This window comes from Dryocola clanedunensis, from assembly GCF_038405435.1.
GTDB classification, from domain to species: domain Bacteria; phylum Pseudomonadota; class Gammaproteobacteria; order Enterobacterales; family Enterobacteriaceae; genus Dryocola; species Dryocola clanedunensis_A.
Genome location: NZ_JBBYHZ010000003.1, coordinates 470,620 through 483,090, shown reverse-complemented (window position 1 = coordinate 483,090; position 12,471 = coordinate 470,620). Strand labels below are relative to the sequence as shown.

The window sequence follows — 12,471 nt, the reverse complement described above, 5'->3', positions numbered from 1 at the left end:
GGCCTCCGCGCTGGTTTGTGCGGGTAAGATGTTTTTTAAGCCGTCCGGTACAGGACCCTACCATTCGCGATCTCCATTGTGATTGAACTTCACAGCCGGGAACTACCGCTCATGCTTTAAGTACATCAAAAATTATCTAAAACGCAACATATTTTTTACTTTAAATCAACATAAGCGAATCGCGGTGCTGCTGCAATGGTTATGTCACAGTAATATTACAATTTTATATCAAAGGGATAGTCATACGAATTTATTATTTTCTGCGCCGGGGGAAATTGTTAGCGAATGAAAAATTAGCAGGGAAAGGATGAGTGATGTTGTAGCGCCGGGACGCCCTCACCCCGGCCCTCTCCCCAGGAGAGGGAGAATACCAATCCAGCTATCCCCATTGAAGGAGAGGGAGAACACCGATCCAGTCCCCTCTCCCTTGAGGGAGAGGGTTAGGGTGAGGGGGATTAAGCCTCTAACAGCCCCTGTCCCAGATAATGCTGTTTATCCGGCACGCCCGGCAGCGCAAAGAAATAGCCGCCGCCGATGGGCTTCACGTACTCTTCCAGCGCCTCGCCGTTCAGGCGGTTCTGCACGGCCAGGAACCCTTTCTCCAGATCGTGCTGATAGCAGACAAACAGCAGGCCCATATCCAGCTGACCGGATTTTGACACTCCGAGGGAGTAACTGTAGCCACGGCGCATCATCAGGCTGGACTGGGTTTCTTTGCTGCGCGGGTTAGCCAGGCGAATATGCGCGTCCAGCGCGATGACGCTGCCGTCCGGGTCGGCGGCATAATCAGGCTCATCGTGCTCGTGCTTCATCCCCAGCGGCGCGCCGCTGTGCTTGTCGCGCCCAAAAATCGTCTGCTGCTCTTTGAGCGGCGTACGGTCCCAGGACTCCACGTGAAACTGGATAATGCGAATGGCCTGATAGCTGCCGCCCGTGCTCCACGCAGGCTCGCCCTGCCCTTTTGTCACCCACACCACGCTGTCCATCAGCGGCTGGTTGCTGCTGTCCGGGTTCGCCGTGCCGTCCTTGAAGCCCAGCAGGTTGATCGGCGTTTCTTTCCCACGGCTGCGTGCCGCGTGGTTAGAGATAAACCCTTCCCGCCTCCAGCGCACGCTCAGCAGGTCCGGCGTGTGCTTGATGATGTCACGCAGCGCGTGGATGACCGTGTCGGCGGTATTGGCGCAAATCTGTAAAAGCAGGTCGCCGTGGCACAGGCTTGCGTCCAGGGAGTCATTGGCGAACCGCTCCATTTTTTGCAGCTTAGCTGGCTTCTGCGCCTTCAGGCCGTAGCGATCGTCAAATAACGAATTGCCCACGGATAGGGTGATCGTCAGGTTATCCGGGTAAATTTCGGCGCCCAGGATGCCGGAGTCCATCGGCGGCATACGCGGATTAGGCGTGTCCGGCGCAGCCCCGCCGGTGGTCAGAAAGTCAAAGCGGGACGAAAGCAGGCGGAACAGACGCTCCAGATCGGCCTTATCCGCGGCGAGTACATCAAACGCCACCAGCATCATTGAAGCCTGCTGCGGCGTCAGGATCCCCGCCTGATGCGGTCCGTAAAAGGGCTGCTTCTCCCTGCGTGCATCGGGCGGCAGCGTGCCGGGTGACGTCTCGCTTTTTGCGGCATGGGCCACGGGGCAGCCGCCCGCTACGGCAAAAGCGCCCCCGAGGGCACCCAGCGTTTTCAGTAACCGTCGGCGCGCGGGAACAGGCGCGCCATTTTCTGTTTTATCATCCATAACGCTTAGTCCAGGCCCAGTACACCACGCAGCTGCGACAGGTCTTCCGCCAGAGCAGTCACCGGCCCTTTCAGGGCGTTACGGTCGGCATCCGTCAGTTTATCGTAGGTTTCATAGCCGTCTTTGGTACGGTATTTCGCCAGAATAGCGTCAACCTTTTTGAAGTTGGCGTCGACTTTTGCCAGCAGCGGCGCATTGTCTTTGCTGAGCAGAGGACGAAGCAGGTCGACAATTTTCTGCGCGCCGTCAATGTTGGCCTGGAAGTCCCACAGATCGGTGTGGCTGTAGCGATCTTCTTCACCGCTGATTTTGCTCGCGGCAACTTCTTCAATCAGGCCAGCCGCGCCGCCAACCACTTTGCTCGGCGGGAACGCCAGCTCAGAGATACGGGTTTGCAGATCCAGTACGTCAGCATTCAGCTGCTCAGCATACTTTTCCATGCCTTTGGTAGAGTTATCGCCAAACAGGGCTTTCTCCAGGCGGTGGAAGCCGGTGAATTTCGGGTCGTTAGCTTTCTGCTCGTAATCATCTTCACGGGCGTCAATGCTGCCGTCCAGGTCAGAGAACAGCTCGGCGATAGGCTCAATGCGCTCGTAGTGCTGACGCGTCGGCGCGTACAGGGATTTCGCTTTTTCGATGTCCCCCGCTTTCACCGCGTCGGTAAATGCTTTGGTACCTTTGACCAGATCGGCAACTTCTGCGGTGACGTAGGCTTTGTATTCGGTAATCGGCCCGCTTAGCGCCATCAGATCGTTCTTAGGCGCAGCCCGATCGCCCACCGCCTTAACCACCAGCTTGCCTTTCGGGTTGCTGAGCAGGCCGCAGGTCATGTCGTACTCGCCCGCCTGCAGGTTTGCGGTCATCTTCTGGGAGAAGCCAGGCGCGATATTTTCACGCTCTTCCACCACCATCACGCCTTTAAGGATCTCCCATTCCAGCGCTTTCTGGCTGTTGTTCTGGATGATGAACTGGGTCTTGCCCGCGTTAACCGTGATGTTCATCGGCTCGCACTGTTTATCCGTAACGGTAACTTTTACCTGGGGAATATCCGCGGCCTGCACCGCAAAAGCAGATGAAACGAGGGTAAACAGCGCAGCGTGCAAAGCCTTACGACGAAAATGTGTAGTCATGGCCAATCCCTTTAAAAGATTAGTATGTTGTAACTAAGTGGCGGTATCCCCGCCACAAGCAGTTTAACGAGCGTTATTTGTCACCTGATTGCCCAGGCGCGGCGGCAGGGCAAACAGCGCCAGGGCCGGAATAAGGTAGATAAAGTACATCGCCACTTCGCTGACGGTCGGCGCTTCCTGATAGCCGAAGATGCCCTCCAGCAGCGTACCGGTCAGGGAGTGGGTGGAAAGGACGTTGCTCAGGTCGAAAGCTATGTCCTGGAAGTGGTTCCACAGGCCCGCCTCGTGGAAGGCGCGAATCGCCCCTGCCGCAAGCCCTGCCGCCACCAGCAGGATGAACAGGCTGGTCCACTTGAAGAATGCGCCCAGGTTCAGGCGAATACCGCCCCAGTAGATCAGGAAGCCAAGCACGATGGCCGTTGCCAGACCGAGCATCGCCCCCAGCGGCGGCATGATGCCCACGTCCTGCTGGAATGCCGCCAGCAGGAAGAACACCGACTCCAGCCCCTCGCGGGCAACCGCGAAGAAGACCATGCCGATCAGCGCCCAGCCGTGATTGCTGCTGTTGTTCAGCGCGTTGTCCACCGCCTGTTCGAGCTGGACCTTCACGTTGCGCGAAACTTTACGCATCCAGAACACCATCCAGGTGAGGATCACGACGGCGATGACCGCCACGATGCCCTCGAACAGCTCCTGCTCTTTTTGCGGAAACTCGCCGGTGGTTTCGTTGATGAAGATACCGAGCGCCAGACAGAGTGCGGCGGCAGCGACGACCCCAACCCACATCACGCCGATCCACTGGCCGCGCTGGGTGCGCTTAAGGTAGCTGGCAATCAGGCTGACAATCAGCGCCGCCTCCAGCCCTTCGCGAAGCATAATAAGAAACGGAACAAACATTCCGGACACCTCAGGTGTGAAGTCAGGTCAAAAGACGTAAAGAAAAGTAAAAAAGAACGATAGTGATTATCATTACCGCCAAAAGAAATACAAGCGGCTTCGTCGGGTTATTTATATCCAGATGTAAAAAAGGCCGGGAAGCCCGGCCTTAGAAAACTTATTGCTAGCTATTAGGGGAAACCTGGGGTCAGGTTCCCGGAGGGACGCCTTACCCCAGGGTCGCCCCGGGTATCTCGGGACAACAGGCGAGACTTTTACGGTTTATTGTGCTGCCGCTTATCTGACCTACAAGGCTACAGACAGCTATTCAGCCTGCAGCTTAGAAGGTGCTGGCGTATGGTAAATGTCATCCGCATCCGCAAAGCGCTTGCTCATCGCAGCAGAAGGCGCTTTCCCCATCAGGCTCACCAGCACGATACCGATGCTGGCAAAGATGAAGCCGGGGATGATTTCATACAGGCCCAGCCACGCAAACTGTTTCCAGACGATAACGGTGACAGCACCGATGATCATACCGGCCAGCGCGCCGTTGCGGGTCATACGTGACCACAGCACGGAGAACAGCACCACCGGGCCAAAGGCGGCACCGAAGCCTGCCCAGGCGTAGCTGACCAGACCCAGCACGCGGTTTTCCGGGTTCGCAGCAAGGGCAATGGCTACCAGCGCAACGACCAGCACCATAACGCGACCCACCCACACCAGCTCTTTCTGGCCCGCACCCTGGCGGAAGAACGCTTTATACAGGTCTTCGGTGATGGCGCTTGAGCACACCAGCAGCTGGCAGCTCAGGGTCGACATGACCGCCGCCAGAATCGCCGACAGCAGAATACCGGCCACCCACGGGTTAAACAGGATCTGCGCCAGCTCGATAAACACGCGTTCGCTGTTCTGGCTTACCCCGCCGGCCTGCGCCGGGTTGTTAGAGAAATAGGCGATGCCGAAGAAGCCCACCGCACACGCCCCTGCCAGGCAGAGGATCATCCACGTCATGCTGATGCGGCGTGCGTTAACGATGGTATGGTGAGAGTCCGCCGCCATAAAGCGCGCCAGAATGTGCGGCTGGCCAAAGTAGCCCAGCCCCCAGCCCATCAGCGAGATGATGGCGACAAAGTTCAGCCCCTTGAGCATATCGACGTTTTCGATGCTCTTCTGCTTGATAACCAGCAGCGAGTCGTCCAGACCGCCGACCGCCATAATCACCATGACCGGGGTCAGGATCAGCGCAAAAATCATCAGGCTCGCCTGCACGGTGTCGGTCCAGCTTACCGCCAGGAAACCGCCCACGAAGGTATAGAGGATAGTTGCCGCAGCCCCGGCCCACAGCGCCGTTTCATAGCTCATGCCGAAGGTGCTTTCGAACAGGCGCGCCCCCGCGACGATGCCGGATGCGCAATAGATAGTGAAGAACAGCAGAATCACCAGCGCGGAGATAATACGCAGCAGGCGGCTTTTATCCTCGAAGCGCCCGGTAAAATAATCCGGCAGCGTCAGGGCGTTGTTATTTACTTCCGTGTGAACGCGCAGGCGCCCCGCGACCAGCTTCCAGTTAATATAAGCCCCGACGGTGAGGCCGATGGCAATCCAGCTTTCGGAAATCCCGGACAGGAATATCGCGCCGGGCAGGCCCATTAATAACCAGCCGCTCATATCCGAAGCACCGGCGGACAATGCCGTCACCAGGCTGCCGAGGCTGCGTCCGCCGAGAATATAATCATCAAAGTTTTTTGTTGAGCGCCAGGCGATAAACCCTATCAATATCATGCCAAAGATATAAACAAGGAAAGTCACCAGCATCGGTGTACTCATGGTCATGCATCTTCTCCAGATTTATTTACCGGTTATTTTTACTGTCGTTACCGGTAGCGCCTCACCGGAACGCGGCGGGGCCTGTTGAGTTGTCGGTTTGCGACCGTATCCTGACGGAAGCCTTATTTATTCACAAACGTTTTAACATGCCATTCACAAGAAATTCACCATACAAAAAATAGCTTTTGTCGGGAGGTTGCACTTGCTCACGCTTTTCTAGGTTGCACCCGTCGAAAGTGTTAACTATGTCGGCTAATTAGCCGCGTCTGCAAATAATTAACCAGATCGCTTTCTTATTTTAAATTTAACAAATTGACTCTTTTCCCGACCTGCTAGCTGGCTCACATTTAACAAGGTTGCACAAAGTTGCAACCTGATAGATATTGCCGGGTAACTTTTATCAACCACATATCTCCCCCATATCATTCGGGCTGCAGCCAATCCCCTGCTGCCTGAAGTCTGTAGGGGAAAGGGAGTCTCTGGCATGGGCACCACCACCATGGGTGTAAAACTCGACGAAGCAACCCGCGAACGTATTAAGCACGCCGCTTCACGCATTGACCGCACGCCGCACTGGCTGATTAAACAGGCCATCTTTAACTATCTTGAACGCCTGGAAAATAACGACGAGCTGCCTGAGCTCCCTGCCCTGCTCGCCGGTGCCGCTAACGAAAGCGATGAAACGCCACCGGCCGCCGAAGAGACGCATCAGCCGTTTCTCGATTTCGCCGAGCAGGTCCTGCCGCAGTCAGTCACCCGCGCGGCGATCACCGCTGCGTGGCGACGTCCGGAAACCGACGCCGTGCCGATGATTCTGGAACAGGCTCGTCTGCCGCAGGCCATCGCCGAACAAACCCATAAGCTTGCCTACCAACTTGCTGAAAAGCTTCGCAATCAGAAGAGCGCTTCAGGCCGGGCGGGCATGGTACAAGGTTTGCTGCAGGAATTCTCCCTTTCCTCGCAGGAAGGCGTGGCGCTGATGTGCCTGGCGGAAGCGCTGCTGCGTATTCCGGACAAGGCCACGCGCGATGCGCTAATCCGCGACAAGATCAGCAACGGCAACTGGCACTCGCACATTGGCCGCAGCCCGTCGCTGTTCGTTAACGCCGCCACCTGGGGCCTGCTGTTTACCGGCCGCCTGGTCTCCACGCATAACGAAGCCAGCCTCTCCCACTCCCTGAACCGCATCATCAGCAAGAGCGGCGAGCCGCTGATCCGCAAAGGCGTGGATATGGCGATGCGCCTGATGGGCGAGCAGTTTGTGACCGGTGAAACCATCTCCGAAGCGCTGGCCAACGCCCGCAGGCTCGAAGAGAAAGGCTTCCGCTACTCTTACGATATGCTCGGCGAAGCCGCGCTGACCGCCGCCGACGCGCAGGCTTATATGGTTTCCTACCAGCAGGCCATTCACGCCATCGGCAAGGCCTCAAACGGCCGGGGTATTTATGAAGGCCCGGGCATCTCAATTAAGCTCTCTGCCCTGCACCCGCGCTACAGCCGCGCCCAGTACGATCGCGTAATGGAAGAGCTGTATCCTCGTCTGAAATCCCTGACCCTGCTGGCTCGCCAGTACGACGTGGGTCTTAACATTGATGCCGAGGAAGCCGATCGCCTGGAGATCTCTCTGGATCTGCTGGAAAAACTCTGCTTTGAGCCGGAGCTGGCGGGCTGGAACGGTATCGGCTTTGTTATCCAGGCCTACCAGAAGCGCTGTCCGTTCGTTATCGATTACCTGATCGATCTCGCCACCCGCAGCCGTCGCCGCCTGATGATTCGCCTGGTGAAAGGGGCCTACTGGGACAGCGAAATCAAGCGCGCGCAGATGGAGGGCCTTGAGGGCTACCCGGTTTATACCCGCAAGGTGTACACCGATATCTCTTACCTCGCCTGTGCGAAAAAACTGCTTACCGTGCCGAACCTGATTTACCCGCAGTTTGCTACCCATAACGCGCACACCCTGGCGGCAATTTATAACCTTGCCGGGCAGAACTACTACCCGGGCCAGTACGAGTTCCAGTGCCTGCACGGCATGGGCGAACCGCTGTACGATCAGGTAGTCGGCAAGATTGCCGACGGCAAGCTGAACCGCCCTTGCCGTATCTACGCGCCGGTTGGCACCCATGAAACCCTGCTGGCCTACCTGGTGCGCCGCCTGCTGGAGAACGGCGCGAATACCTCATTTGTTAACCGCATCGCCGATAACACCCTGCCGCTGGACGAGCTGGTCACCGATCCGGTTACCGCCACCGAAGGGCTGGCCGGTAAAGAGGGCCAGCTCGGCCTGCCGCACCCGAAAATTGCCTTACCTAAAGATCTTTACGGTGCGGATCGCAGCAACTCCGGCGGTCTGGACCTGGCGAACGAACACCGCCTGGCGTCGCTCTCTTCGGCCCTGCTCAACAGCGCGGCGCAGAAGTGGCAGGCGCTGCCCATCCTTGAAGAAGCCGTTGCCGAAGGTGATTTGGTCGCGGTGAAAAACCCGGCGGAGCCGAACGACACCGTGGGCTACATGCGCGAGGCAACCAGCGAAGAGGTTTCCCGCGCGCTGGAAAGTGCGGTGAACAACGCACCTATCTGGTTCGCCACGCCGCCGCAGGAGCGCGCCGTTATTCTTGAGCGCGCGGCGGTGATTATGGAAGGCCAGATGCAGCAGCTCATCGGCATCCTCGTGCGTGAGGCAGGTAAAACCTTCAGCAACGCGATTGCCGAAGTGCGCGAAGCGGTAGATTTCCTCTACTACTATGCGGGCCAGGTGCGCAACGACTTCGATAACGAAACGCATCGCCCGCTTGGCCCGGTGGTCTGCATCAGCCCGTGGAACTTCCCGCTGGCTATTTTCACCGGCCAGATTGCCGCAGCCCTTGCGGCGGGCAACTGCGTGCTGGCAAAACCTGCCGAGCAGACGCCGCTGATTGCCGCTCAGGGTATTGCCATCCTGCTGGAAGCAGGCGTGCCTGCGGGCGTGCTGCAACTGCTGCCGGGCCGTGGCGAAACCGTTGGCGCGCAGCTGACAGGCGACGCCCGCGTTCGCGGCGTGATGTTCACCGGCTCAACCGAAGTCGCCACCCTGCTGCAGCGCAATATCGCCGACCGTCTGGATCCGCAGGGGCGTCCAACGCCGCTCATCGCTGAAACAGGCGGCCTTAACGCCATGATCGTTGATTCATCCGCGCTCACCGAACAGGTCGTGGTGGACGTGGTGGCCTCAGCGTTTGATAGCGCGGGCCAGCGCTGCTCTGCCCTGCGCGTGCTGTGCATTCAGGAAGACGTTGCCGAGCATACGCTGCAAATGCTGCGCGGCGCGATGGGCGAGTGCCGCATGGGCAATCCCGGCCGTCTGACGACGGATATCGGCCCGGTTATCGATGCGGAAGCAAAAGAGAACATTGATAAGCATATCCAGGGAATGCGCGCAAAAGGCCGCAAGGTCTTCCAGGCCGTCCGCGAAGACGATATGGATATGAAAGAGTGGCAAAGCGGCACCTTCGTGGCCCCTACGCTTATCGAGCTTGAGAGCTTCGACGAGATGCAAAAAGAGGTCTTTGGTCCGGTGCTGCACGTGGTTCGCTACAGCCGTAACAACCTTGAGGCGCTGATCGAACAGATTAACGCGGCGGGCTACGGCCTGACGCTCGGCGTCCATACCCGCATCGACGAAACAATCGCCCAGGTCACCGGTTCAGCCCACGTCGGCAATATGTACGTGAACCGCAACATGGTAGGCGCGGTCGTTGGCGTCCAGCCGTTTGGTGGCGAAGGCCTGTCGGGCACCGGCCCGAAAGCAGGCGGCCCGCTTTACCTGTATCGCCTGCTGGCTAACCGCCCGGAAACCGCCCTGCTGACAACGCTTAACCGCCAGGATGCAGAGCTGCCCGTCGATGCCACGCTGAAAGCAAGCCTTCAGGAAGCGCATAGGGCGCTGACCGAATGGGCCGTCAGCCGGAGCGAACTGCACGCCCTGTGCCAACGCTTCGCTGAACAGGCGCAGAGCGGCACGCTGCGCCTGCTGCCCGGCCCGACGGGCGAACGCAACACCTATGCGCTGATGCCGCGCGAACGCGTTCTGTGCGTGGCGGACAGCGAACAGGATGCGCTGGTGCAGCTTTCAGCGGTAACCAGCGTGGGTAGCCGTGTTCTGTGGGCGGATGACAAACTGCATCGCGATCTGGCTAAACAGCTGCCCGCTCTGGTACAGCAGAAGATTGATTTCGCCAAAGCGGAAACGCTGCCCGAACAGCAATTTGATGCGGTTATCTATCACGGTGACTCCGACCAGCTGCGCGAGCTGTGTGAAAAAGTCGCCGCCCGTAACGGCGCCATTGTTTCGGTGCAGGGCTTTGCCCGCGAAGAGACCAATCTGCTGCTGGAACGCCTGTATGTGGAACGTTCGCTGAGCGTCAACACCGCCGCCGCCGGGGGCAACGCCAGCCTGATGACAATCGGTTAAGTTTTCGCTACGCTGAAATGGCTCCTTTCATGGAGCCATTTTTTTGAGGGAGTATTAATGAAACGCCTTTGTTTACTGATTGCTGGTTTACTGATTAGCACCAGCGTGCTGGCCGACGGCTGCGACAACGAAACAACCCAGGCCGGGCTGAACGAGTGCTACGGCAAAGAGTATAAAAAGCAGGACGAGCTCCTGAATCAGACCTACGGTCAGGCGATGAAGCTCGCGACTGACGCTCAAAAAACCCAGCTCAAAGCGGCACAGAACGCCTGGATTACCTACCGCTATGCGGACTGCGCCTTTTTATCCTCCGGCGCTGACGGCGGCTCCGTCGCTCCGTTGGTGCATGCCCAGTGCATGACGGATAAAACCGTTGAGCGTACCGAACTGCTGAAAAGCACGCTGCACTGTGACGAAGGCGATGTCAGCTGCGTCTTCCCGCCGCGCTAGCGCACCCGGATCCCTTCAATAATCATCCGCTGCACGTTTTCCACCGTGCGGCGGAAAAATTCCTCATCGCTGAGATTACTGCCCGTCACCGCTTCAACCTGGCTTGCGAAATCCGCGTAGTGCTGTGTTGTGGCCCACAGCATAAAGATCAGATGGTGCGGATCGACGTTCGCCAGCTTTCCGCTGGCAACCCAGCCGGCAATAATCTCCGACTTGTCCTCTACCAGCGTTTTTAAGTCGCCGGTCAGCTCTTCTTTTAACAGCGGTGCCCCCTGAAGCATCTCAAGGCAGAACAGCCGTGAAGCCTGCGGATAGTCGCGTGACACCTCAAGTTTAAGCCGGATGTACTCGCCTATCGCCACCAGCGGCTCTAAATCCTCGCGAAACGCGCGCAGCGGCGCGAGCCAGATATCAAGGATTTGCTTGAGCACCGCCACGTACAACGCTTCTTTGGATGGGTAGTAATAAAGAAGGTTGGTTTTGGAGACCTCGGCCCGCTCGGCCACCCGCTCGATGCTGGTGCCGTGAATGCCGTACAGGGAGAAAAACTCCAGGCCCGCTTCGAGAATAGCCTGCTTCTTGGCGGCGACGGCCAGCGAACGCCGCCCGGTTTGTTTTGTCTGCACTGCGCCTGCGCCCATGCGCACTCTCCTTGAATCAATTTGATTCAAGCATAGCAAAGGCGAGGATTGACAACGACTTGTTTAAGCTGGCTTGCAGCGGCAGGCAATAAAAAACCGCCGGACGGAACCGGCGGCGGGACATGCTCTTAGCCATGATTTATCGGACAGGCAGGCTAATCGCTAAGGCTTCGGCTATTTGCTTTTACTGCTACCGCTACCGCTGCCGTGGCTGTTTTTGCCCCCTTTCTGGCCTGCTTCTGATGCGCGCTGCGGGTCATTTTTAAAATTCCCACCGCTGTGCTGGCCACCTTTACGACCTGCTTCTGATGCTCTTTCACGGTCTTCAGCGAAATTACCTGAACCACCACGATGGTTTGCCATTTCTAACCTCCAGATTGGTGAAATTAATAAGTCATCATTCTGCATTCCGTCAAAAGAACACTCTTTCAACGAGCGGCTAAGGCTTGCGCCCTTAACGTTGCCGCGTGGAACTAAGCTTAGTGCAGCAGGGGTAATTGACCAGTAAACCGTAATATTTTGCAACATGAAATCGCCAGAAAGGGTGATTTTTCAAGCGGCAAATTCATAAGATATTCTTATTTTTGACGAAATGTGCTGCCGTTAAAAATGTGACCTGATGCTACATTTTTCGCGCTTCCGGCGACATTGTGATTCATCAATGAAAAGCCACTCTGGTTTGCACTCTCCGGCACAGGGCATATCTTTAACAGAGGGCAGCATAACGCTGCGGTAAACCCGGGAGTAAAGCAAGATGGCTAAAGTACTGGTGCTCTATTATTCAATGTATGGACATATCGAAACGATGGCCCACGCCGTGGCGGAAGGCGCGCAAAAGGTAGATGGTGCTGAAGTCACTATCAAACGCGTCCCGGAAACCATGCCGGGTGAGGCCTTCCTGAAGGCCGGCGGGAAAACGCAGAATGCCCCGCAGGCGACGCCGCAGGAGCTGGCCGAGTACGACGCCATCATCTTTGGTACCCCTACCCGCTTCGGCAACATGTCAGGCCAGATGCGCACCTTCCTCGATCAGACCGGCGGCCTGTGGGCATCCGGCGCGCTGTACGGCAAACTCGCCAGCGTCTTCAGCTCCACCGGGACCGGCGGCGGTCAGGAACATACCATCTCGTCGACCTGGACAACGCTTGCCCACCACGGGATGGTTATCGTGCCGATTGGCTACGCGGCGCAGGAGCTGTTCGATGTTTCGCAGGTTCGCGGCGGCACGCCTTATGGCGCAACAACCATTGCCGGAGCCGACGGCTCGCGTCAGCCAAGCGAGGAGGAGCTGTCGATCGCTCGCTATCAGGGTGAATACGTTGCAGGTCTGGCGGTCAAACTTAACGGTTAATTACTGGAGG

At 57.6% G+C, this 12,471-nt stretch carries 9 protein-coding genes; 3 read left to right on the top strand and 6 right to left on the bottom strand.

The features are described from left to right. Nucleotides 1–455: 455 nt before the first annotated feature. The 4 genes from efeB to putP all read right to left on the bottom strand — a co-directional run bounded on the left by efeB (nucleotide 456) and on the right by putP (nucleotide 5,578). Nucleotides 456–1,739, bottom strand: a complete 1,284-nt coding sequence (gene efeB, locus AAE045_RS09885) for an iron uptake transporter deferrochelatase/peroxidase subunit (RefSeq protein ID WP_455547568.1) — start codon at nucleotides 1,737–1,739, stop codon at nucleotides 456–458. 5 nt (nucleotides 1,740–1,744) lie between these two features. Then, nucleotides 1,745–2,869: an iron uptake system protein EfeO gene (gene efeO / locus AAE045_RS09880; RefSeq protein WP_455547567.1), complete on the bottom strand. Its 1,125-nt coding sequence runs from the start codon at nucleotides 2,867–2,869 to the stop codon at nucleotides 1,745–1,747. A 63-nt stretch (nucleotides 2,870–2,932) separates the two neighbouring features. After that, the gene (efeU, locus tag AAE045_RS09875) at nucleotides 2,933–3,766 is read right to left on the bottom strand and encodes an iron uptake transporter permease EfeU (RefSeq protein WP_455547566.1); all 834 of its coding nucleotides are present in this window, start codon (nucleotides 3,764–3,766) and stop codon (nucleotides 2,933–2,935) included. Nucleotides 3,767–4,069: 303 nt separating this feature from the next. Then, on the bottom strand, nucleotides 4,070–5,578 hold the full coding sequence (gene putP, locus AAE045_RS09870) for a sodium/proline symporter PutP (RefSeq protein WP_455547565.1): 1,509 nt from the start codon (nucleotides 5,576–5,578) through the stop codon (nucleotides 4,070–4,072). A gap of 478 nt (nucleotides 5,579–6,056) precedes the next feature. On the opposite strand from putP, the gene putA reads away from it, so the two are divergent. Together putA and AAE045_RS09860 are read left to right on the top strand one after the other, a co-directional pair. Next, nucleotides 6,057–10,019, top strand: coding sequence for a trifunctional transcriptional regulator/proline dehydrogenase/L-glutamate gamma-semialdehyde dehydrogenase (gene putA / locus AAE045_RS09865; RefSeq protein WP_455547564.1), 3,963 nt, complete (start codon nucleotides 6,057–6,059; stop codon nucleotides 10,017–10,019). A 57-nt stretch (nucleotides 10,020–10,076) separates the two neighbouring features. Further along, the gene (locus tag AAE045_RS09860) at nucleotides 10,077–10,469 is read left to right on the top strand and encodes a lysozyme inhibitor LprI family protein (protein WP_455547563.1); all 393 of its coding nucleotides are present in this window, start codon (nucleotides 10,077–10,079) and stop codon (nucleotides 10,467–10,469) included. Here AAE045_RS09860 and rutR read toward each other — a convergent pair. After that, complete coding sequence (gene rutR, locus AAE045_RS09855) at nucleotides 10,466–11,110, bottom strand: HTH-type transcriptional regulator RutR (protein ID WP_455547562.1); 645 nt, start codon at nucleotides 11,108–11,110, stop codon at nucleotides 10,466–10,468. The two genes, AAE045_RS09860 and rutR, sit on opposite strands and share 4 nt — an antisense overlap. 174 nt (nucleotides 11,111–11,284) lie before the next feature. Next, a complete protein-coding gene (locus AAE045_RS09850) occupies nucleotides 11,285–11,473 on the bottom strand; it encodes a general stress protein (protein ID WP_455547674.1) in 189 nt (62 codons plus the stop codon). Nucleotides 11,474–11,864: 391 nt separating this feature from the next. Between AAE045_RS09850 and wrbA the strand changes: the two genes are divergently transcribed. Beyond that, nucleotides 11,865–12,461 (top strand): NAD(P)H:quinone oxidoreductase, encoded by a 597-nt coding sequence (wrbA, locus tag AAE045_RS09845; RefSeq protein ID WP_455547561.1) that lies wholly within the window; start codon nucleotides 11,865–11,867, stop codon nucleotides 12,459–12,461. Nucleotides 12,462–12,471 lie beyond the last annotated feature (10 nt).